The following is a 20,402-nucleotide window of genomic DNA, read 5'->3' as shown; positions in this document are numbered from 1 at the left end:
GTCAGACCTTCACGCCCTTGTTGATGGCTCGGGCCAGACGGGCCTGCGCGTTGCGCTCCAGGCGCTTCGCATCGTCCAGGGCCAGGTACTCGGTCTTGGTGGAGCGCATCATCGCCGCCCATTCCGCGCCGTCGCGCTCGATGTGGTGGAAGGTGCTGGTTTCTTCGCGCCATGTCTTGTAGGCGGCGTCCAACTTGGACTTCGCCTTGCGGCGCTCCAGGCCGTAGTGGTGGGCTTGGATGGCCAGAAGGCCGACTTCGGAGATGGTGGTGGTCATGGTGGTTGCGGGTGGTGGTGGATCAGGAGGAGGTGCGCGCGCGCCACAGCAAGCCCGCGGCCCAGGTGATGGCCTCGGCGGGCGTGGCGCCAGCGCGGCGCCGCATGTCAGCCAGGCGGCAGAAGGTGGCGAGGGTCTTCATGCGGGGCTCCTCGTGCCGACAAGGCGGCGCACGAGAGCGCCATCCGGCCGCTGCCATTCGGCGGCGTCGGCTACCTTGCCGGTGTTGGGTGCGCGGTGGGTCTTGAAGGCCTGGGTGAATCCGAGGCACAGGTGCGCATCGCGACGCAGGGCCAGGGCCGTGGCGCAGGGCACCCCGTGGTGCTGGGGCAGCTGGTCGGCCGCCAAGCTGAAGAGGCGCGCGGCATCCGCCCAGCGGCGCTCAGAGCGGGCCTGTTTGGCCTCGGCGACCAGCGGGCTGTCGGTGGGCGCAGGAACGGTGTTGTCGACCGTCTTGCGGGTCCGCTTGGGCGCGTGGCGCTGCGGGGCTTCACCGTCCTCGTGCTGGCGGTAGATCTCGGCGAGAGAGAGACTGCTCAAGGTTCACTCCGTTGGCCCTGCGGAATGCTGGGCGACGGGGTGATTCAATCATGGTTAACTACGATCGTCAACTATGATTCACAAAAAACTTCAATTCTTATTCAACGTCGGCCGTCTGTACCTACGCCGGTGCTCCACCATCACTCCGATGATCTGCAGCGGCTGGGTGTCGCTACGCAGCGTTTCGTAGTCTGGATTCAGGGGCACAAGCTCGAAAACGATCTCGCCCTTCTCGGTCATTCCACGGGCGCGATATTTCTTGAACGTCGCCCCGTGGCCATCGTTCCTTGCCACAACAAAATCCCCCGGCCGGGCAGCTAGGGATGGATCAATCAGCACCCGATCACCCGAATGGAACATGGGCTCCATCGAATTTCCCTCAAGCTCAAGGCCAAAAGTACCTTGGGACCAATCGTCCTCTCCCACCTCAACATCGAAGCCATCACCTGGGGCGTAGGCGTCTACTGCCTCTTTCAGGGCGCCTGCCTGGATCATCGAGATCACCGGATATGCCCGCTTTCCCAAAGGCACGGCGTGAACATTGGATTCGAAGGGTGACTCTCCCATGCTGCCCTCGCCCAATGCGAGCCAAGTGGGATTGATCTTCAGGGCGCGGGCGGCGCGTGCATTGTTGTCGGCAGAAAAGGCCTTGCTGTCGCCAGCCAGCACTCGGCTTACGGCTTGAAAGCTCACCCCCATGCCATTGGAGAGCTCGCGCGTAGTGACCTTGCGGTGCTCCATGGCGTGTCGAAGTCGTGCAGCGTAATCAATCATGCTTCAAATATGGACCAGGCCAGATTAACCATGGTTGCATCTACTGTTTAATTATGATTGAATGCGGAGATGCGCAAACAAACAGCCATCTCCCTCCTTGGCGGCTCAATCTCTGCTGCGGCTGCTGCCATAGGCGTCAGCTACCAGGCGGTTAACCAGTGGCCCGACGTTCTCCCAGTCCGCATTGCAGATCGAGTGATTGCAGCCTGCGTACGGCGAGGTATCGCGGTGCCCCCTGAAGCCCTTGCAGTTTCCGAGCCGGAGCCCGCTCATGGCTGATCACACCCGCCGCTGCAGGCGCCGGGCCCGGTGCGCCGCAATGCGGTCTACATCCGGCCGCACTGTGCGCATGCCGAACTGCACCCGGTACTCGCCGGCTACGAATCGGATTTCCAGCAGCGATGTCTGCACGACATGCCGGCGCGTGCCGGTGGCGGCGTCGAGCTGGGTTGCAACGCTGCTGCGCGCCGAGGTGTGCAGCAGGCCTGGGGTAGGGGTGTTGTGTGTGTGCATGGGTTCGATCTTCGGACCAGCCCTTTCTTTCGTCCACGTCCAAAAATCGGAGAACCGGACATGAGCCTTTTTGATGCCCTCCGCCGAGCCGCGGATCACTTCCCCGGCGGCCGTTCCACGATCTCGCATCGCAACGGCTGGAACGACGAATACACCCGCAAGCAGCTGTCCGGCTCCACCTCGCACAAGCTGGGCGCCCAGGATGCCCTGGCCATCGCGCGCCTGTGCATCGAGGCCGGCACCGAGCACTGCTTCGATTACCCCGCCTACGTGGCCGAGGAATGCGGCGGCAAGTTCGTGCTGCACACCGATGTTCCCGAGCCCGAGCAAAACCCTATGCGCCGAGTGTCCGTTCTGGCGCGCGAGGCGGGCGACGTGACGGCAGTCTTCATCGACGCCCTTCAAGACGGGATCGTGAGCGACAACGAGCTGGCCGCCATCGAGCTCGAAATCGCCGAGGCCGAGGAGGCGCTGCGCAAGCTGCGCCAGGCCGCCCGTGCCGTAAACGCTGCAGGCAAGCCCAAGGCCGAGCACGTGAACCTGCCGGTACGCCAGATGCGCGACGAGCTGCCCGCTCCCTCCGTGGCCACTGTGCGCTTTCCCGACGGCGTGGAAATCCGCATGCCGGTGCCGGCCGCCTGAGTTTGACGCCACGGCTAGGGAAGGGGTAGCTCCCCGACCCGAAAAGCAGTCCGCCTTTCCTGCCTGCCGCTGGTTTCTTGAAAGGTCATGTTCCCCGCTTCGAAAGGCGCCCATGACAGCCCCCATCCCCCAAGCCGTGCCCCCGCATTGGCCCAGCGAATCCGCGTTGATCGCGGACCTGAAGGCCACTTTCCCGGGCATCACTGCCCGCCCTGTTGCCGAGTACGGCGTCCCTTCGATCTCCCACGGCGCGTGGGTCGGAGGTGAGCCCATGATGCCCGACGACATGCCGATGTTCTGCACACTGGCGTGCCCCGACCCGGACTTCTACGACGGCGCGGTGCATCACGCATTCATCGCCTGGCTGTTGCACCGCGGGTGGTGCATCGAAGAGTACGACGTGAGCGCTTTCCTGATCACCTCCACGGCTGAGGCGAACGATGCAGCCGCAGCATCTGAACTGTTGCGGGACCTACTGGATCAACGTCTCGATGCTTTGATCGTGCTGCACCGCCTCGAAGCGCAGGTGGCAAAGGTGCGCCTCTCTATCTCAGAGGCTGCCAAGGACGATGCTGCAATCACCGAGGATCGGGTCGATGTCTTGTATCACGACGCGCGCCTGACTGAGTTGAAGCGGGATCGCGCACGTCGCGCGCCCACGCCGACCAACGACGCTCCCTTCTGACAAGGCGGGCATGAGCAACAGCGTTACCAACCTCTGCAGGCCGCTGCGCATCCGGCCGACGCCCAAGTGCGTCCTGATGGCGCTGGCTGACCGCGCCGACGACGATGGCGTGGCCTGGCCTTCAATCGCCTGGCTCAGCGAATGGACCTGCTTCAGCCGCAGGGCTGTCCAGAACGCTCTGGACGATCTCGAAGGCACAGGGCTACTCCGTATCAGCAAGACCGCCGGCAAGAACAGCCGGTGCGAAATCGTGCTCCAAAAGGTGGCGGCAGAGGCCGAGAACCCAGGCACCTCGTGCACCCCTACCCGTGCAGGAGGTGCACTGGTCGAAGTCGATGAAGAGGGGGCGAACCCAGGCACGACGTGCACCAGTGCAGCAGATGCACCCGTGCAGGAGGTGCACACCCACCCAGGCACCTCGTGCACCCCTACCCGTGCAGGAGGTGCACACGGGGGTGCAGGAGGTGCACCTGATACATCCATAGACACCAGTAATACATCCAAAAAGACAAAGGAGAAGCGCGCGAAGTCCGGATTCGATGCATTGGGGATTGAGCTGCCGGCGTGGTTGCCAGCGGAGGCCTGGGCTCTGTGGGTCAGACACCGGACAGAGGCCAGGAAACCGATCACCGAGGATGGGGCCAGGCTGCAGCTGAAAACGCTGACGAAGCTGCGCGCCGAGGGTCACGACCCCGTGCTGGTGATCGAGCGATCCGTCGAAGGCGGATGGCAGGGGCTCTTTCCGGCCAAGGATGGCAGCACCAAGGCTGCTGCGCGGGCCCCGACCCTTGCCCCCAATGACCCGCTGCGCGCCAAGGCCGCGGCATTGCCGGCGGACTGGTGGCGGCTGGCGGGCTTCGACTCGAAGTGGGACGCTGAGGCCTCTCGCTGCACCTGGATGAACTACACCGAGTTCCGCAACCGCGAGCACGTGGTGCCGGCCGAGGGGGCTCCAGCGTGAACGTCGCCGAGATCAAGGACCGTCTGGCTGCACGTGCGGACGACGTGGCGCAGTACCTGCTGCCCAATGGCAAGAAGGCGGGCAAGGAGTGGAAGGCCGGCTCGGTGAGCGGCGAGGCCGGGGGGAGCCTGTCTGTGTGCATCGGCGGCGCCAAGGCCGGGGTGTGGAGCGACTTTGCATCGGGCGAGAGCGGCGATCTGGTGGACCTGTGGATGGCATGCCATGGCGTGACTCTCTCCGACGCGCTCAAGGAGGCAAAGGACTACCTCGGCATCCGTGAGGTTGACCAGAAGCCGCCGCAGCGCACGTACACGCTCCCGCCCAAGCCGCGGGGCAAGCTGGCAGCGGCGAGTCCTGGGCGCGCCCTTGAATGGCTGCAGGGGCGGGGGCTCACCACCGAGACCATCGAGGCGTTCAAGGTGGTGGAGCAGGTGCGCGGCGAGGCCGTCTATGCCGTGTTCCCCTACCTGAGCGAGACAGGCGAATACCTGAACGGCAAGACCCGCAACATCGACAACAAGCGGGACATGCGCCAGGAAAAGGACGCCATGCCCTGCCTGTTCGGCTGGCACCTGATCAACCACAAGGCGCGCGCGATCACGATCTGCGAGGGCGAGATCGACGCCATGACCCTGCACCAGGCCGGCATCCCGGCCCTGTCGGTCAACGCCGGCGCAGGGAACCACCAGTGGATCGAAAACGACTGGGAGCGCCTGGAGCGCTTCAGCGACATCACTCTGTGCTTCGACCACGACGAGGCCGGGGACAAGGGCGCCATTGAGGTGTTGAGGCGGCTGGGCATTGAGCGCTGCCGTCGTGTCTCCCTGCCCGTGAAGGACCCGAACGACTGGCTGCTGCAGGGCGCCACGCCCGAGCAGTTCAAGGCGGCCATTGCAGCAGCCAAGGCGTTGGACCCCGAAGAGCTGGTGAGCGCGGACGACCACACCGAGGCGGTGATCGCGGAGTTCTACCCGCCAGAAGGCCGGCCAAAGATGCCAAGGCTGTATGTGGACAAGCACCTCGATTGGTTCGAGTTCCATCCGGGGGAATACACGGCCTGGACCGGCTGGAACGGCCACGGCAAAAGCCTGTTTCTAGACCAGGTGCTGCTGGGCCTGATGAAGCAGGGTCAGCGCGTGGTGGTGTTCTCGGGCGAGCTCACGGCGGTGCGCCACCTGAAGCGGGTGCACAAGCAGGCGTCCGGCATCGACCGGCCTACGCCCCAGTACATGCGCGCCATCGGAGCTTGGCTCCGGGATCGGATGTGGATCTTCGATGTGGTGGGCAATGCCAAGCTGGCCCGGTTACTGGAGGTTTTCAGCTACGCAGCGCGCCGATATGGGGCAAACCATTTCGTTATCGACAGCCTGATGATGCTGGACATCCCCTCGGACGGTCCGGGTGCACTTTCGGCACAGAAGGTCGCCGCCCAGAAGATCGCCGGGTTCGCCCGCGGGCACGGTGTGCACGTCCACCTGGTCGCCCACCCACGTAAGGGCCGCGACGAGAGCCATCCGCCCACCAAGATGGATGTGGCGGGCAGCCTGGACATCATCAACGCAGCTGACAACGTGTTCGCGGTGTTTCGTGTGCAGAAGGACGAGGCCACGCCTGATCCCACCGACGAGGCAGCTACTGCTAAGTGGCGAGAGCAGCAGGACGCGCCGGATGGGAAGTTGGTGCTCTCCAAAAACCGTCACGGCGACTTCCAGGACTACACCCAGATGCTCTGGTTCCACAAGGAATCCCAGCAGTACCGCACGCAGTTGCGCCGCTTCCCCCTCTCCTTCGTGGAGTTTTCAACCGAGGAATCTTTCCATGACCAACTTGAACAGGCCTTTGCTCGCTGATCACCCCACTTTCAACCCGAAGGAGGTGTGGGTACTGCTGTGGAGCCAGCGGCAAGGGCTGCTGCACATCGAAACGCTGGAGCAGATGTTCCAGAGCCATGGCGCGGCGTACCGGGAGAACCGGGACCTGCAGTACATCCCGCTGCTGATCGGCGACCGCGAGGTGATCGATGCCGCGGCCGACGCCATCCGCCCCACGCTGGCCGCCCGCTACGACGAGAGGCCGGTCACGGTCTTCGCCGACGGCAAACCTGCCTGAGGAGAGACCATGCCTACGCCCACGCAAACCCATGCCCTGCTTTGGAGCCAGAGCCAGTGCGCCCTGCACATCGAGCCCATCGCCGACATGCTCAGCGAGAACCGCCAGGCCTACGCCACGGATCGCCGCATGGACTATGTGCCAATCTACTTCGGCACCGACGACGAATGCCACCAAGCGGCCACGGCCGTGCGCAACACCATGCACCAGCGCCAGCAGGCCCGGCCGCCGCTGGAGCCATTCCCAGAGCTGGAGGGGCAGGGCTGATGCTGTTCCTGCTGCTTCTCCTGCTGCTGCTCGCGGGTGCCTACGGGCTGGCCCGCCACCGCGCCGCGCGTGAGCGCCGCCGCCAAGATCAACGCCGGGCCCACCTCGACCAGCGCGCCGAGGTGGAGCGCCGGGCACGCCAAGCCCTGTGACCCAAGGAACCAATGACCACCAGCACCATCCCCACCTTTGACGAACGCCTGACCAGCGCAGCCAGTAGCTCTGACCTGTCCGTGAACCTGGAGCGGCGCGGCGACGTGGATCTGCTGATCGCCGCCGGCAAGGCCCCCGCGCCCCTGGGCCGGCTCGTGTACCAGCTGATGACCGAATGGGATGGCACCGCCAAGCCCCAGCGCCTCGGGCCCGACGACATCCGGCGCATTGCCGAGACCATGCCGCGCGTGCTGATGGGCAAGAAGGGGCGCAAAGGCGTGCGCCAGGTCGAGAGCCTGGACCTACCCGGCGCCCGGGCCCAGGCGGAGCAGCACCTGGCCGTCGAGCGCCGCCGCATCCTGGGCCGCCTCAAGAGCCTACCCGCGCTGATGGACCCGCATTCCGGCCTGCTGCCTTGGGTGGTGGCGCAGGGCATCGCGCCCGCGGCCGAGAAGCTGCTGGACGTTCTGGCCTGGTGGGCCGACCGGAATTGCATCGCCTGCCAAGGCACCATGTGGCAGCTGGTGCCGGGGACGAACTACCAGAGCAAGACCCCGTGCAAGGCTTGCCACGGCACCGGCCGGCGCCTGATCCCCCACGGAGAGGACGGCCGGGTGATCTCAGCGCGCATCGAGCAGGAGGTGGACCGAGCTCGCCACGGCGCGCGGGTAGCTCTGAAGGGGGTGCACTCGATGAAGTTGCAGGCCGCAGGCAAGGTGCCCGTGTCGCTGTAGGTCATTGTGTGGTAGCATTGCGCCCGTCAACGCAGACGCCAACGATATCGGCGTCTATCGTTGCCCACCCGCAGGCCTCCAGGCCCCACGAAGCACCACCCGGCGGAGAGTCGGGACCGGACAACCTCGCTGGAGTCGCTCGCCCTCACGAACCCGCCTTGGCGGGTTTTTTCGTTGCGCGGATCTGAGTTAAATCTTCAAACCGCTGATCGCGTCCTGAACCATTCGACGACCGTACTCAAGAGCGAATTTCGAGGCGCTGCTGGCTTCAGGAAAAAGGTTTAGGCGAAGCGCATTTGGCGTTGCACTTACGTCTTGCACGGAGCCCTTGTTTTCTGGCTTTCTGCTCTCGATAAGCAATTGGGGCTCCCACTTGTGCTGGTCGAGGCGAAAAGCCGCTGACGCCTTGATACGGTAGTGGCCCACCTTCTCAGAGATTGATTCTGAATCGGAGCTCAGTTCTCCGGTGGCTAGTTTTCTCGCGACCTCGATACCTGCCCGGTAGGCTTCCTGCTCATCCCTAAAGCGTGTGTGTAGGGTGTATCTTGGAACCAAGCGTGGGGGCAGGTCGTCGTTTTCGGCTTGATGGATTCTCAGAACATAGGCTGCGAATGAGCCACCCGTGCGTTGAATGTGAAGCGTGAAGCGGTCAGGGCCAATTCGAGGAAGTTCCATTCAAAAATCCCGTTGTTTTGGTGAGGCGAAGCTGGCAAGTATTTCTGCGGTCGGATCGATCCCAGCGGCGAGCTCTAGAACTTCCTTTCGCCACTTCGCTGCCTGCGCCAGCACTTCGGCAGGGGCGCCCGGGTCCAGCTGCGAAAATACTGCCTGTGCAAGCTGCCGCAGTTGCTCTGCCTGGTGGAACATTGATCCGTTCAGTCGAAGGCTCTCGATGGCTTTAAGTTTGTCTTCCGCGACTTTGGCCTTGGCGGCCTGGGCATCGGCTACCAATTTACGAGCCTTAGCTTCCTCCTCCCGCTGCGCACAGAGCGCTTCGTATGCGGCCCACTGGGCGAGCTGTTCAGGTGTCTTTTTGGGTTTAGGAGGAGGTGCCCCTGGCGCAATCTTCTTAGCAGCCATGTTCAGTGCAGCCCGTCGTACTTCTCTATGAACGTGTGCGGCACCTTCGGCGGAATAGCCAATGCGACGGTGATGACGTGGGTGTCGGAGAGGTAAGCACGATTGATCGCGACCACGGAAAATGGAAGGGGGTTCCCCCGGTGGTTAACGAACACTTGATCGCCGGGCGAAGGTAGATCGACATAGCTACCGAGAGGTTGCGTGAACTGGTGGATCTCAGTTCCAGATTTTTCCATCGAGAAGCGAACGATCACAAGACGGTCCATTGGTCAATCTCCTGGTTGCGGCGGGTCACCTATCGTAGCGAGGGTGGCTAGCCCTTTCCATTCGTGATGAATGCCAAGTAATTGATAGAAATCGCTTTAAGGACAGCCGCAACAAGTTCCGGGTTGTGTGGGCTTTCTGGGTTGTCTTCCTGCACTATCTGCCGGGCGTAACTCAATTGCTCTTTCGCCATCGCTGCAGCCATGTTGGCGCCCTTCTGGTGGAAAGGGTCTAGTTCGCGGATTGGGTGTGTCATAGATCGCTCCAGTGGTGGAGCAGCCAGTATGGACGACCGAGCCAGCCTCTCAAAGCGGTTTCGTGTAGGCGCTGAAAGTAAGGATCCAGTCCCATTGCATATTTACCCCACAGCCAGCGTGGGACGCCTGAGGGTCAGGCGGGGCGTGTCTCCTACCGGGAGCTCGGTGCTGGAAGCGAACGGCAGGCGTCAGCGGGGCCCGGTCAAGCCCCATAAGTCCGATGACGCCAGAACAACGAGGATCGACGGCCCGCGACCGAACGGAGATGAACTCCGATGGAGTACATTCCGCCCATGGTCCAATATCCCATCGTTACCCAGCGAGATCGATATCGCGGCAAAGACGCCAGCAAGACCGAAAAGGCCAGGCGATTCAACGACGCATCGGCACGCATCGAGGCACACCTCAACCGCCAGCTGCAAAACCAAGAGCAGCCGATCAAGATCTACCTCTACTCGGTGATCGCAAATGAACTGGGCTTGAGCCGCGAGACGGTGGCCAAGTGCTGCATGGTGGTGGACGGAGGAAGCAATGGCCTTACCGCCTATCGGCACGACATGACGCTGGGGCAGGCGCTGGAGGCTCAGAGCAAATGGATTGATCAGGCCTCAGGCGAACCACGGGACAGTGGTCAGTCATGAGCCGAGCCCTTTTTAAGTCGCGCCAGGTGATCGTCAATCTCGGACCGTAGGTCCATCACGGAGCTGACCCAGCGAGGATTCTTGGGGCTGGTCTGGGTGGGGCTCTTCATGGCGCTATGCGCCTTCCGTAGCCCATTCTGGAAGAGAGATTCGAACCAGGCGCCCGGCTCAGCCAACATGGCGCGCTTGTGCTGCTGGTGCCTCTCGTCTATTTCGCTCTTCAGATCGCGGTAGGCGGTGATCGCTTGCTGCTCAGCCAATGGGCTCGAATTTGCTTGGCGGCCAAGCTCCTGCAGCGCATCTGCCCGCGCCTTGAACTGCCGTAGCTCTTCGGTTCGTTCTGCCAGCATATCGCCTCATTGAGTGTGGTCAGCGAATTATCGGCGGAGCGGAACGATGAAGCAGTTCAACAACGCAGACGGCCGGCTTCGAGGGCGGGCACTGCAAGCCCGGCGCTTGCGGGTGTGGACGAAGAACCCCCACTGTGCCGACTGCGGCGACCTGACCGACATTACCGCCGGCACCGACCGACCGTTCGAGCTGGACCACGTCGTCGCCCTGACCAACGGGGGCGAGGACACCGACGCGAATTGCCAGGTGTTGTGCCTGCGTAGAGGGTGCCACGAGGCAAAGACACGTCGCGACCTCGGACACCGGCCCTGGGTCGCTGTAGGGGCCGATGGATGGCCGCTGGAGGGCCCTGAAGCGGAGCCATACCCCCCCGGGGGGTGAAAGTCTGGGGCCCTTTCCCTGGAAACCGGCCAGTTCGTCTCGTGCGCGCGTCCGCAATTCAAAGGTTGACCCCATGCCACGAGCGAGAACCCCCAAGGCGAAGGCCGAAGTGTCCGGTGCCGCGCAGCACGACCCCCAGCGGTTCAACAGCCGGAAAGGGCCAAAGCGGATCCGTCCGGTGGGTGAGCCCTACGCCACCATGACCGACGCGGAGAAACTGGCCTGGGCCGAATTCCAGCGGGAGCTGCCCTGGCTGACGGCCAGCCACCGAATCCTGTTGCGGATGGCGTGCGTGCTCAGCGCGCGCATGGAATCGGGCGAGATGGGGGTCGAGGCGATGAAGGCATTGAGCTCGCTGCTGTCCAAGCTGGGGGCCACCCCGGTGGACGAGACCAAGGTGAACCATGGCAGCGACGAAGAAGAAGACCCAGCCGACAAGTTCTTTGGATCGCACTGAGGCCTACGCGCGTGCCGTGCTGGCCGGCAAGATCATCGCGGGCCCCCACGTCCGCAACGCCTGCCGGCGGCACCTGCAGGATCTGAAGGAGGCGCACAAGCGGGGGCTGTACTACGACCCGGCCGCCGCTCAGTTCGCTTTCGAGTTCTTCGAGTCGGTGCTGAAGCTGTCCGAAGGACAGTTCGAGGGCAAGAAATTCGACCTGGACCCGAGCCAGGCATTCATCATCGGATCGCTGCACGGCTGGAAGCGAGCAGACGGCACCCGGCGTTTTCGCCGCGCCTTCATTGAGCAGGGCAAGGGCAACGGCAAAAGCCCGATGGCAGGCGGCATTGGGTTGTTCGGCCTGGTGGCGGACGGCGAGGCCGGCGCGCAGGTGTACGCGGCAGCGGCCAAGAAGGAGCAGGCCGGCATTCTGTTCGCCGACGCGGTGAAGATGGTCAAGGCCTCGAAGGCCCTGAAGAAGCGCCTGCAGTTCTCGGGCGGCGAGGGGCGTGAGTACAACATCGCGTTCCACCCCAACGCCAGCTTCTTCCGGCCGGTGTCGAAAGACACAGGCAAAACGGGTTCAGGCCCGCGGCCATCGCTGGTGCTGGCCGACGAAGTGCACGAGCTGCCCGACCGCAAGAGCATCGAAATGCTGGAGCGCGGGTTCAAGTTCCGCCGGCAGCCGCTGCTGTTCATGATCACGAACAGCGGCAGCGACCGGAACTCTGTCTGCTGGGAGGAGCACACGCACGCGGTCAACGTGGCCGCAGGGCACACGGAGGCGGTCAACGATCCCACCTATGTGGGCGATGTAATCGACGACACGACCTTCAGCTACGTGTGCGCCCTGGATAAGGGCGACGACCCACTGAAGGATCCGAGCTGCTGGCCCAAGGCAAACCCGCTGCTGGGCGTGACCATCACCCACCAGTACCTGGCTGATGTAGTGGCGCAGGCCAAGGCGCTGCCTGGCCAGTTGAACGGCATCCTGCGGTTGCATTTCTGCATCTGGACCGATGCCGAAACAGCCTGGATGACGCGCAGCACCCTGGAGCCGGCATTGGCTGACTTCGACCCGCTGCAGGAGCACAAGGGCAAGAAGGTCTACATCGGACTGGACCTGTCGCAGAACCGCGACATCACGGCAAAGGCCGCGGTGGTTCAGACCGGTGTGAATGACAAGGGCAAACCGCTGTTCGATGGCTGGATCGAGGCTTGGACGCCAGGCGACACCCTGGCGGGGCGCGAGCTGAAGGACAAGATTCCCTATAGCGTGTGGAAGGCACAGGGCCACATCCACGCGCCGCCGGGCGAGAGCATCAACTTCCGGCATGTGGCGCAGACCCTGGCCGAGGACGTGGGCTACTACGACGTGCAACTGGTGGCCTACGACCGCTTCGCATACAAGCGGTTCGAGGAGGAGGTGGACCAGATTGGGTTCAAGGTCGAGTTCATCGAGCACCCGCAAGGCGGCCTGAAGAAGGGCAAGCCCACCGATGCCATGGTGAAGGCCGCCGAGGCCAAGAAGGAGAAGGCGGAAGGACTGTGGATGCCAGGGTCCCTGCGGATCCTGGAAGAGGCGCTGCTCGAAGGCCGGATAAGGCTGCGGCGTAACCCGGTGCTGGTGTCCGCAATGATGTCCGCCGTCACCGAAGAGGACAAATGGGGCAACCACTGGCTGGCCAAGACCCGCTCCATCAACAAGATCGACGCCGCCGTGGCGCTGTGCATGGCCATCGGCGCCGCCAGTGCGAACGCCGGTAAGGGGTCGGTCTACGAAACCCGGGGAATCCGGCGACTGTAAGGGCCAAGCATGGGCTTTTTTGACATTCTCCGAGGTGGCAACGCTTCGGCAGCGGAGCCGCGCGCGCTCGAACCAGCGACGGTGGAGCCCACGCTGTCGGACGCGCCGGCTGCTGCCGCGCCAGCGCCCAGCCCCCGCGCCGAGGTGCCGGCCGGCACACTGTTCTCCGGCCTGGACGATCCAGCGCTGCTGGAGTTCATCCGGGGCGACACAACCGGCGGCTACTCGCAGGGCATGCGGGCCCTGCGCAATATGGCAGTGCTTCGGTGCGTCTTCCTGATCTCGGAAAGCATCGGCATGCTGCCGTGCAACCTGATCGAGCGCGGCGAAGAGAAGCGTGTGGCCGACGAAATGGAGGCGCACAAGCGCTTGAAGCGCAAGCCCAACACCTGGCAAACCCCCAGCGAGTTCAAGGGCCAGATGCAGCTGAATGCCCTGGTGCACGGCAATGCTTATGCCCGCGTCATCTGGTCGCTGGGGCGGCCTCTGCATTTGATTCCAATGGAGTCTGATCGCGTCAAGGCCGAGCTGGGCGATGACTGGCTGATGCGGTACGAGTACACCCGCAAGGATGGCGTGGTGATCCAACTCAAGCAGCAGGAGGTTTTCCATCTGCGCGACTTGTCGGCGAATGGAGAAGTGGGGCTCTCGCGGGTCAAGCTCGCTCAGGAGGCGATCACGCTGGCCCGCCAGGCGGAAATGGCCGCCGCGCGCATCTTTGCCAAGGGTGTGATGGCCAGTGGCGCGATTGAAGTTCCGCAGGCGCTATCGGACATTGCTTATGACCGCATGCGCGCATCGCTGGACGAGACGCACGCGGGCGCGGCCAACGCCGGCAACTTCATGCTGCTGGAGGAGGGCGCCAAGGCTTCGAAATGGGCGTCCACCGCGGCCGAGGCGCAGCACAACGAGCAGCGCAACCTGCAAATTGAGGAAGTGGCTCGCGCCTTCGGCGTGCCCCGGCCCCTGCTGATGATGGATGAGACGGCATGGGGCTCCGGCATCGAGCAACTGGGCATCTTCTTCGTGCAGTACGGCCTGCAGCGCTGGTTCACTGCCTGGGAAGAGGCCGCGGCCCGCACGCTGCTCAGCGAGCCCGAGCAAGACCGCTTCTTCTACAAGTTCAACGAGCGCGCGTTGCTGCGCGGCACGCTCAAAGACCAGGGTGACTACTTCGCCAAAGCCCTCGGCGCCGGGGGGCATGGCCCCTGGTACACGCAAGACGAGGTGCGCGAGCTGTCCGACATGCCCGCCACCAATGACCCAGCAGCACAGAAGCTGCGCCCACCCTCTGGCCAGAAGGCACCTACCAATGAGCCTGCTCAAACTCCCTGAGATCCGTGCGGATCACCGCCTGGGCGCTGCCCAGTTCGACGCCCGACCCGACGCGCTGGAGCGCTGGCAGCCCGAGATTCGCGCCGCGACCGAGGCGGCCAACTCCATCTCCATCTACGACGCAATCGGAGAGGGCTGGGATGGCAACGGAGTGACGGCCAAGCGCATTGGAGCCGCTTTGCGTGCCATTGGCGCCGACAAGGAAGTCCAGGTCAATGTCAATTCACCCGGCGGCGACTTTTTCGAGGGCGTGGCCATCTACAACATGCTGCGCCAGCACGCCGGAAAGGTCACCGTACGGGTGATGGGCCTGGCCGCCTCGGCCGCATCGGTCATCGCCATGGCAGGTGACGAGATCCTGATGGGCGACGGCGCCTTCCTGATGGTGCACAACGCCTGGGCTGTGGCCATTGGCAACCGGCACGACATGGCCGACGCAGCCAAGCGGCTGGAACCATTCGATGCCGCAATGGCCGGCGTTTATGCCGCGCGCTCGGGGATGACGGTTGCCGAGGCCGCCGCCCTCATGGACAAGGAAACTTGGATCGGCGCCGCGCAGGCTGTGGAAGACGGCCTAGCCACCGGCCTGATCGACAGCAAAGACATCAAGCAGGACGCCAGCGCGCACATGCCGCGCAAGACGCTGGCCCTGGTGGAGGCATCCATGGCGCGCGCGGGGCACTCCCGCTCCGTGCGCCGCGAGGCCTTCAAAGCCCTGTTCAACGGCACGCCGGGCGCTGCCGATGACGCCGCCACGCCGGGCGCTGGCGAAGCCGCAGCACTGCTGCTTTCACTCACCAACTCCCTGAAAGTCTGAAATGAAAAAGTCTCTCATTGCACTCGCGGCCGTGGCCGCCCTCGCAACCATGGCCGTTTCGGCGGCCGAAGCCAGCGCGCTGAAGGCTGTGGCCGAAAAGGCTGCCGCCAAGCCCGTTCCCCGCGGCCTGATCGCTGTGCGCGCGGACACGCCACCCGGACCCGGCGAGGTCAAGGCCGCCGTCGAGGCGCTGAACCAAGCCTTTGCCACCTTCAAGGCCGAGCACACCGCCCAGCTGGAGGCGGTGAAGAAGGGCAACGCGGACGCGCTGCAGGCGCTGAAGGTGGACCGCATCAATGCCGACATCGGCACGTTGCAAAAGTCCGTGGACGACCTGAACGTGAAACTGGCCGCCGGCCAGATGAACGGTGGCGGCAACGGCAGCCGCGTGAAGGACGCCGAATACACCGACTCCTTCCAAGCCCACATGAAGCGCGGCGACGTGCAGGCAGCGCTGAACAAAGGTGTTGCCACTGAAGGCGGCTACCTGGCCCCAGTGGAATGGGACCGCACCATCACGGATCGTCTGGTGCAGGTGTCGCCGATGCGTGGTATCTGCGCAGTGCAAACCATCTCCGGCGCCGGCTTCACCAAGCTGTTCAACAACCGCGGCACCACGTCCGGCTGGGTGGGTGAAACCACGGCGCGCCCACAGACCAACACGCCGACCATCAGCCCGCTGACCTACAAGCCGGGCGAGATCTACGCCAACCCCGCTGCAACCCAGCAGATGCTGGACGACTCCGAGATCAACCTTGAGCAGTGGCTGGCCGGCGAGGTCGAAGTGGAGTTCGCGTATCAGGAGGGCCTGGCCTTCTTGAGCGGCACTGGCGCCAACGACCGCCCGAACGGTGTCCTGACCTACGTCACCGGCGGCGCAAATGCCGCTGCGCACCCCTGGGGCGACATCAAGACCGTGGGCTCGGGCGCCGTGGGTGCGATCACCTCGGACGCAATCCAGGACCTGATCTATGCACTGCCAAGCGAATACACGGCGGGCGCCCGCTTCGTGCTCAATCGCAGCACTCAGGGTCTGGTGCGCAAGCTGAAGGACGGCCAAGGTAACTACTTGTGGCAGCCCTCTTTTGTGGCTGGCCAGCCCGCCACCATCGGAGGCTACCCCACTACCGAAATGGCCGGGATGCCCAACGTTGCCGCGAACGCGAAGTCCATCCTCTTCGGTGACTTCAAGCGCGGTTACCTGATCGTGGACCGCACTGGCGTGCGTGTGCTGCGCGATCCGTTCACCAACAAGCCCTATGTGCACTTCTACACCACGAAGCGCGTGGGCGGCGGCCTGCTGAACCCCGATGTTCTGAAGGCCATGAACGTCAACGCCAGCTGATGGCACGGGGCGGGCTCCGGCTCGCCCTCCACCGGAGAACCACATGAAGGTAACGAAGCCATTCGACGCCGTGCCCAACGGCGAAATCTACCCAGTGACCTACCAGCCCGGCGACGAATGCCCGCCCGAGCTGGAGGCCACGGCCCGCTACTACGACGCGCTGGAGGGCGACGACGGCGGGCCCGATGCCAACGGCGACGGCAAGCTGACCGTGCCCGAGATCAAGGCTGCGCTGACGGCCAAGGGCATCGCGTTCGATCCCACGGCCAAGAAGGCCGACTTGCTGGCGTTGCTGCCAAAGGACTGACCATGGCAACGCTGGTGCCACTGCCTACCGCTCTGGCCCATCTGCGTGCAGACGGGGCCGGCGAAGACACCCTGATCACCGGCTACCTGGAGGCGGCCGAGGAAGCGGCGGCCGACTATCTCAACCGCAAGCTGTACGCGACGCCCGAGGACCTGGAGGCTGGCGTAACGGCGGGTACGGCGGGTGAAGATCCGCTGGTGATCAGCCCGGTGGTCCGCTCGGCCATCCTCCTCACGCTGGGCCACCTCTACGCCAACCGCGAGGACGTGGTGGCGGGCGTGAGCGTCGCTGAGCTTCCACTGGGCGCGAAGTCGCTGTTGCGGGCCAAGCGCCGCGTGCCGGGGGTCTGATGCTGCGCGCCGGCTCTCTCAATCGCCGCATCACCATCCAGCAGCCGGCCGAAGTGCAGGATGCACTCGGCCAGCCCATCCCCGGCTGGGTGGACGTGGCCTCGGTGTGGGCAGACATCCGCATGAAGTCGGGCCTGGAGGCCATCAAGGCCGGCGCTCCCGTCTCCACGGTGCAGGCCTCGATCCGCATCCGCTACCGGGAGGGAGTGACCGCGGGCATGCGCGTGGTGCACAACCTGGTGGCCTACAACATCCAGGCGGTGATGCCGGATGTGTCGGGGCGGATGTACCTGGACCTGGCGTGCGAGGTGGTGTCGTAATGGGCATGGCCATCCGCATGAACATCGCGGCCTTCAAGCAGGACCTGCGCGCCGAGGTGGACAAGGTGCACGCGGCCACCAGGCCCGCGGCCCAGGCCGGCACGCAGATCATCTACGAGCGCGCACGCATCCTCGCCCCGGTGTCCAAGGACAGCCACGTTTTCCACATCAGGGGCAAGAAGTATGGCCCCTATGCGCCGGGCACGCTGCGCGATTCGATCTATCAGGTGTTCAGCAAGGACAACAGCTACAAGGATCGGTCCACGTACCACATCAGCTTCAACAAGTCTGAGGCGCCTTACGGGTTCATCGTGCACAACGGCACCAGCCGCACCGCCGCGGATCCGTTCATTGGCCGCGCTGTGATCGAGACGCGGGCCGAGGTGCGCGAGGCCATCAGGGACCGGTATATCCAAGAGGTGACCTCATGAGCACGGAATCCGACCTGGTCGAACTGCTGCAGGGGGTGTGCCCACGGGTCTACCCCGATGTCGCGCCGGCCGGGGCCACCAATCCCTACATCGTGTGGCAGGGCCTGGGTGGCAACACGCTGCGCTTCCTGGACAACACGCCCGCGAGCTTGCGGCACGGCTACCTGCAGATCAGCGTGTACAGCACCACGCGGGCGCAGTCGTTGGCACTGATACGGCAGGCCGAGGACGCGCTCTGCGCCTCGGGGCTGTTCACCGCCGGGCCCATGGGCGAGCCCATTTCGACCTACGAAGACGACACCAAGCTCTTCGGCTCCATCCAGCGCTTTTCCGTCTGGGGCGCGCGGTAGCGCCCCGCAGTTTCCGGCCTCTGGCCACCACCGCCCGAAAGGGCTTTTTCTCGAAGAAAGGGCCACACCATGGCTGTATCTCTCCCTGACGGCGCAACCATCGCCATTGCAACCACCTACGGCTCGGTCAAGACCGTGACCGCCATCACCAACGCCAACCCCGGCGTCATCACCTCGGCCGCGCACGGCCTGCTCAACGGTGCCTTCTACGAGCTCAAGTCGGGCTGGCAGAAGATCAGCGACCGCGTGTTCAAGGCCTCCAACGTGGCCACCAACGCGCTGGACGTGACGGGCATCGACACCACCGACACCAACCGCTTCTCGGCGGGCACCGGCGTGGGCAGTCTGCGCGAAATCACGGCCTGGACGCAGATCCCGCAGATCCTGGAGTTCACCACCTCGGGCGGTGACCAGCAGTTCGCCAACTTCAGCTTCCTGGAAGAAGACTACGAGCGCCAACTGCCCACGGTGACCAGTGCCCAGTCGATCCAGATCGGCATCGGCGATGACCCCACGCTGCCCGGCTATCAGGCCCTGAAGGCCGCCGGCGAAGCCCGCGCCATCCGCGCGCTGAAGGTCACACTGCCTAACGGCGCCGTGCTGCTCTACAACGGCTTCGGGTCGTTCAACGAAACGCCCACCCTCACCAAGGGCAGCGTTATGCAGGTGCGCGCCACCATCTCGCTGCAGGGCCGCCCAACGCGCTACTGATCCCCGGCCGCCAAGCCGCCACCGTGCACCGGCCCGGCTCTGTTCGCTCCTTCGACGGGGCGGCAGGGCTGGGCACGGGCCTTTATCTCTCCCCGTCGAAAGTACCAACACCATGGCCAAACTCGTTATCGGCAAGTCCACCCCCCAATCCTTCGCGCTGAAGGTCGAAGTCCCCACCCCGCACGGGCTGGACGAATTGAACTTCGACGCCCGCCACCTGCCCTACACCGTGTGGGCAAAGATGCGCGAGCAGCACGCCGACGCCATCGGCAAGACCGTGCAGGCCCTCTTCGACGCCGCGCGCGCCGAGGCGGAGCAGGCCTATGCCGCCGAGCAGCAGGACAAGCCCACCCCGGCAGCCAAGAAGGCCACCAAGAAGGCAGCGGCCACCGAGGACGCCGCAACCACCGATGCCGACGCCAAGGAGGCCGCCATCACCGCGCTGATCAAGCCGGGGAAGGAGAGCGACATCGCGGCGCTGCGCGCCAAGCACAGCGCCGAGCTGATCGTGCAGATCGTCACCGGCTGGGACCTGGACGAACCCCTCGGCGTGGACGCGCTCACCGACATGTGCGACAGCTACCCCGGCGCGGCCGAAGCCGTGTTCAAGGCCTACAACGAAACCCGCGAAGGCCTGCGCCTGGGAAACTGAAGGCCATCGGGCGCGCGCCCTACGAGAAGGCGCCCGATGAAAAGGAGCTGGCAGCCTGGGGGCTCAAGCTCACCGACTTCCCAGAAAAGGACGTCGAGGTTTGGCCCGAGCATGTGAATGCCTGCCTGTTCTTCTGCGCGGTAAGCACCCAGTGGCGCGTGGGCATGGGCGGCGCCACCGGCCTGGACTACCCGGCGGTGTTCGGCACGCTGGACCGCCTGCACCGCGACAAGACCCCCGAAGAGCGCGATGCGATCTTCGCCGACCTGCAGGTGATCGAGCGCAGCGCCCTGGAGGCGATGGCCGAGAAAGACTGATCCGCTACCATGGCGCCTTCAGAAGGAGGAGCTATGCGGCTAACACTTTTTTTTGGAGCCATGCTGCTGACTGGCGTTGCGTACGCTGATCCCTTTTCATACAAGGGTGTGAAAATCGGCGACAGCCTTGAAGAATTTCAGACGGCTTTGCCTGGCTACGTGTGCAACGATAGTCGCTGCACCTTTGATCCTCGCAAATGTGAGGAGCGGCTCGCCGCGAAGGAGGGGGGCGACATTTCCTCACGCATCAAGGCGTGTGCGGATGGATCTTCATTCGGTGGCGCCCCGGTGAAGGATGGGCATGTGGTTTTCATTGATGGAAAGCTCGCCTACCTTCGCTTGTCGATTGAGTCCGTATTCCTCGATATGGCAGCGGGTCCAGCGCTTGAGACAAAGTTCGGGCGGCCGCAGTCAATCGATGAAACTCCAGCCACCAACGGAGCTGGGGTGAAGTTCAGGAATTGGATCAAAACATGGGCGCAAGATGGCCAAACAATGCGAGCAGCTTTGCGATCCGGAATTGTCGATACAGGGTCCGTGACCATCACAAGTGAAGCCTTCGAAAAACGGCAGCGTGAAGCATTAAAAA

General features: G+C 64.2%; 33 protein-coding genes. 24 read left to right on the top strand and 9 right to left on the bottom strand.

Annotation, left to right across the window (positions count from 1 at the left end):
* Position 1: 1 nt before the first annotated feature.
* The 4 genes from ACK59X_RS33945 to ACK59X_RS33930 all read right to left on the bottom strand — a co-directional run bounded on the left by ACK59X_RS33945 (position 2) and on the right by ACK59X_RS33930 (position 2,104).
* Positions 2 to 277: a hypothetical protein gene (locus tag ACK59X_RS33945; RefSeq protein WP_409963804.1), complete on the bottom strand. Its 276-nt coding sequence runs from the start codon at positions 275 to 277 to the stop codon at positions 2 to 4.
* Positions 278 to 415: 138 nt separating this feature from the next.
* Positions 416 to 817, bottom strand: coding sequence for a hypothetical protein (locus ACK59X_RS33940; protein WP_409963802.1), 402 nt, complete (start codon positions 815 to 817; stop codon positions 416 to 418).
* Between the two features lie 90 nt (positions 818 to 907).
* Positions 908 to 1,558, bottom strand: coding sequence for a LexA family protein (locus ACK59X_RS33935; RefSeq protein ID WP_409963800.1), 651 nt, complete (start codon positions 1,556 to 1,558; stop codon positions 908 to 910).
* 312 nt (positions 1,559 to 1,870) lie between these two features.
* A complete protein-coding gene (locus tag ACK59X_RS33930) occupies positions 1,871 to 2,104 on the bottom strand; it encodes a hypothetical protein (RefSeq protein ID WP_409963798.1) in 234 nt (77 codons plus the stop codon).
* Positions 2,105 to 2,164: 60 nt separating this feature from the next.
* Here ACK59X_RS33930 and ACK59X_RS33925 point away from each other — a divergent pair, with 60 nt between their 5' ends.
* The 8 genes from ACK59X_RS33925 to ACK59X_RS33890 all read left to right on the top strand — a co-directional run bounded on the left by ACK59X_RS33925 (position 2,165) and on the right by ACK59X_RS33890 (position 7,655).
* Entirely contained in the window at positions 2,165 to 2,746 is a 582-nt protein-coding gene (locus tag ACK59X_RS33925; RefSeq protein WP_409963796.1) for a phage regulatory CII family protein, read from the top strand.
* A 112-nt stretch (positions 2,747 to 2,858) separates the two neighbouring features.
* On the top strand, positions 2,859 to 3,431 hold the full coding sequence (locus ACK59X_RS33920) for a hypothetical protein (protein WP_409963794.1): 573 nt from the start codon (positions 2,859 to 2,861) through the stop codon (positions 3,429 to 3,431).
* A 10-nt stretch (positions 3,432 to 3,441) separates the two neighbouring features.
* Positions 3,442 to 4,392, top strand: coding sequence for a helix-turn-helix domain-containing protein (locus tag ACK59X_RS33915; protein ID WP_409963792.1), 951 nt, complete (start codon positions 3,442 to 3,444; stop codon positions 4,390 to 4,392).
* Complete coding sequence (locus tag ACK59X_RS33910; protein WP_409963790.1) at positions 4,389 to 6,242, top strand: toprim domain-containing protein; 1,854 nt, start codon at positions 4,389 to 4,391, stop codon at positions 6,240 to 6,242. The genes ACK59X_RS33915 and ACK59X_RS33910 overlap by 4 nt, the downstream gene beginning before the upstream one ends.
* A complete protein-coding gene (locus ACK59X_RS33905; protein WP_409963788.1) occupies positions 6,211 to 6,501 on the top strand; it encodes a hypothetical protein in 291 nt (96 codons plus the stop codon). The genes ACK59X_RS33910 and ACK59X_RS33905 overlap by 32 nt, the downstream gene beginning before the upstream one ends.
* Before the next feature lie 9 nt (positions 6,502 to 6,510).
* Complete coding sequence (locus ACK59X_RS33900; protein ID WP_409963786.1) at positions 6,511 to 6,768, top strand: hypothetical protein; 258 nt, start codon at positions 6,511 to 6,513, stop codon at positions 6,766 to 6,768.
* Positions 6,768 to 6,920 (top strand): hypothetical protein, encoded by a 153-nt coding sequence (locus tag ACK59X_RS33895; protein WP_409963784.1) that lies wholly within the window; start codon positions 6,768 to 6,770, stop codon positions 6,918 to 6,920. Before ACK59X_RS33900 ends, ACK59X_RS33895 begins: the two co-directional genes overlap by 1 nt.
* Before the next feature lie 12 nt (positions 6,921 to 6,932).
* Positions 6,933 to 7,655: a hypothetical protein gene (locus ACK59X_RS33890; RefSeq protein ID WP_409963782.1), complete on the top strand. Its 723-nt coding sequence runs from the start codon at positions 6,933 to 6,935 to the stop codon at positions 7,653 to 7,655.
* Between the two features lie 189 nt (positions 7,656 to 7,844).
* Here the strand turns inward: ACK59X_RS33890 and ACK59X_RS33885 are convergent, their stop codons facing one another.
* The 4 genes from ACK59X_RS33885 to ACK59X_RS33870 are packed head-to-tail and all read right to left on the bottom strand — an operon-like array spanning position 7,845 to position 9,255.
* Positions 7,845 to 8,330 (bottom strand): hypothetical protein, encoded by a 486-nt coding sequence (locus ACK59X_RS33885; protein WP_409963780.1) that lies wholly within the window; start codon positions 8,328 to 8,330, stop codon positions 7,845 to 7,847.
* On the bottom strand, positions 8,331 to 8,735 hold the full coding sequence (locus ACK59X_RS33880; protein ID WP_409963778.1) for a hypothetical protein: 405 nt from the start codon (positions 8,733 to 8,735) through the stop codon (positions 8,331 to 8,333).
* A gap of 2 nt (positions 8,736 to 8,737) precedes the next feature.
* Complete coding sequence (locus ACK59X_RS33875; RefSeq protein ID WP_409963776.1) at positions 8,738 to 9,001, bottom strand: hypothetical protein; 264 nt, start codon at positions 8,999 to 9,001, stop codon at positions 8,738 to 8,740.
* Between the two features lie 47 nt (positions 9,002 to 9,048).
* Positions 9,049 to 9,255: a hypothetical protein gene (locus ACK59X_RS33870; RefSeq protein WP_409963774.1), complete on the bottom strand. Its 207-nt coding sequence runs from the start codon at positions 9,253 to 9,255 to the stop codon at positions 9,049 to 9,051.
* A 294-nt stretch (positions 9,256 to 9,549) separates the two neighbouring features.
* Here ACK59X_RS33870 and ACK59X_RS33865 point away from each other — a divergent pair, with 294 nt between their 5' ends.
* A complete protein-coding gene (locus ACK59X_RS33865) occupies positions 9,550 to 9,897 on the top strand; it encodes a hypothetical protein (protein ID WP_409963772.1) in 348 nt (115 codons plus the stop codon).
* On the opposite strand, the gene ACK59X_RS33860 is transcribed toward ACK59X_RS33865, so the two are convergent.
* Complete coding sequence (locus ACK59X_RS33860) at positions 9,888 to 10,247, bottom strand: hypothetical protein (RefSeq protein ID WP_409963770.1); 360 nt, start codon at positions 10,245 to 10,247, stop codon at positions 9,888 to 9,890. The two genes, ACK59X_RS33865 and ACK59X_RS33860, sit on opposite strands and share 10 nt — an antisense overlap.
* 46 nt (positions 10,248 to 10,293) lie before the next feature.
* On the opposite strand from ACK59X_RS33860, the gene ACK59X_RS33855 reads away from it, so the two are divergent.
* The 15 genes from ACK59X_RS33855 to ACK59X_RS33785 all read left to right on the top strand — a co-directional run.
* Positions 10,294 to 10,629 carry an HNH endonuclease signature motif containing protein gene (locus ACK59X_RS33855; RefSeq protein WP_409963768.1) on the top strand — a complete coding sequence of 112 codons (336 nt, stop codon included), beginning with the start codon at positions 10,294 to 10,296 and terminating at the stop codon, positions 10,627 to 10,629.
* Positions 10,630 to 10,702: 73 nt separating this feature from the next.
* Positions 10,703 to 11,086, top strand: coding sequence for a hypothetical protein (locus tag ACK59X_RS33850; RefSeq protein ID WP_409963766.1), 384 nt, complete (start codon positions 10,703 to 10,705; stop codon positions 11,084 to 11,086).
* Entirely contained in the window at positions 11,034 to 12,878 is a 1,845-nt protein-coding gene (locus ACK59X_RS33845; RefSeq protein ID WP_409963764.1) for a terminase large subunit, read from the top strand. The genes ACK59X_RS33850 and ACK59X_RS33845 overlap by 53 nt, the downstream gene beginning before the upstream one ends.
* Positions 12,879 to 12,887: 9 nt before the next feature.
* Positions 12,888 to 14,213: a phage portal protein gene (locus ACK59X_RS33840; protein WP_409963762.1), complete on the top strand. Its 1,326-nt coding sequence runs from the start codon at positions 12,888 to 12,890 to the stop codon at positions 14,211 to 14,213.
* Positions 14,191 to 15,030 (top strand): head maturation protease, ClpP-related, encoded by an 840-nt coding sequence (locus ACK59X_RS33835; protein WP_409963760.1) that lies wholly within the window; start codon positions 14,191 to 14,193, stop codon positions 15,028 to 15,030. The genes ACK59X_RS33840 and ACK59X_RS33835 overlap by 23 nt, the downstream gene beginning before the upstream one ends.
* 1 nt (position 15,031) lies before the next feature.
* Positions 15,032 to 16,375, top strand: a complete 1,344-nt coding sequence (locus ACK59X_RS33830; RefSeq protein WP_409963758.1) for a phage major capsid protein — start codon at positions 15,032 to 15,034, stop codon at positions 16,373 to 16,375.
* A gap of 43 nt (positions 16,376 to 16,418) precedes the next feature.
* Positions 16,419 to 16,682, top strand: coding sequence for a HeH/LEM domain-containing protein (locus ACK59X_RS33825; protein ID WP_409963756.1), 264 nt, complete (start codon positions 16,419 to 16,421; stop codon positions 16,680 to 16,682).
* A 2-nt stretch (positions 16,683 to 16,684) separates the two neighbouring features.
* The gene (locus ACK59X_RS33820; RefSeq protein WP_409963754.1) at positions 16,685 to 17,032 is read left to right on the top strand and encodes a head-tail connector protein; all 348 of its coding nucleotides are present in this window, start codon (positions 16,685 to 16,687) and stop codon (positions 17,030 to 17,032) included.
* The gene (locus tag ACK59X_RS33815; RefSeq protein WP_409963752.1) at positions 17,032 to 17,352 is read left to right on the top strand and encodes a phage head closure protein; all 321 of its coding nucleotides are present in this window, start codon (positions 17,032 to 17,034) and stop codon (positions 17,350 to 17,352) included. The genes ACK59X_RS33820 and ACK59X_RS33815 overlap by 1 nt, the downstream gene beginning before the upstream one ends.
* A complete protein-coding gene (locus tag ACK59X_RS33810; protein WP_409963750.1) occupies positions 17,352 to 17,783 on the top strand; it encodes an HK97-gp10 family putative phage morphogenesis protein in 432 nt (143 codons plus the stop codon). The genes ACK59X_RS33815 and ACK59X_RS33810 overlap by 1 nt, the downstream gene beginning before the upstream one ends.
* Entirely contained in the window at positions 17,780 to 18,133 is a 354-nt protein-coding gene (locus ACK59X_RS33805; RefSeq protein ID WP_409963748.1) for a DUF3168 domain-containing protein, read from the top strand. Before ACK59X_RS33810 ends, ACK59X_RS33805 begins: the two co-directional genes overlap by 4 nt.
* Positions 18,134 to 18,202: 69 nt before the next feature.
* Entirely contained in the window at positions 18,203 to 18,844 is a 642-nt protein-coding gene (locus ACK59X_RS33800; protein ID WP_409963746.1) for a phage tail protein, read from the top strand.
* A 112-nt stretch (positions 18,845 to 18,956) separates the two neighbouring features.
* The gene (locus ACK59X_RS33795; RefSeq protein WP_409963744.1) at positions 18,957 to 19,496 is read left to right on the top strand and encodes a phage tail assembly chaperone; all 540 of its coding nucleotides are present in this window, start codon (positions 18,957 to 18,959) and stop codon (positions 19,494 to 19,496) included.
* Positions 19,415 to 19,813 carry a DUF1799 domain-containing protein gene (locus ACK59X_RS33790; protein ID WP_409963742.1) on the top strand — a complete coding sequence of 133 codons (399 nt, stop codon included), beginning with the start codon at positions 19,415 to 19,417 and terminating at the stop codon, positions 19,811 to 19,813. Before ACK59X_RS33795 ends, ACK59X_RS33790 begins: the two co-directional genes overlap by 82 nt.
* Positions 19,814 to 19,873: 60 nt before the next feature.
* Positions 19,874 to 20,402, top strand: a 529-nt coding sequence (locus ACK59X_RS33785) for a hypothetical protein (RefSeq protein ID WP_409963740.1), incomplete at its 3' end; no start/stop codon positions are given.

Origin of the sequence: Acidovorax sp. (assembly GCF_046339755.1) — a bacterium.
Classification (GTDB): Bacteria; Pseudomonadota; Gammaproteobacteria; order Burkholderiales; family Burkholderiaceae_C; genus Acidovorax.
The sequence above is the reverse complement of the archived record's forward strand: the minus strand, read 5'-3'. Positions and strand labels throughout refer to the sequence as shown.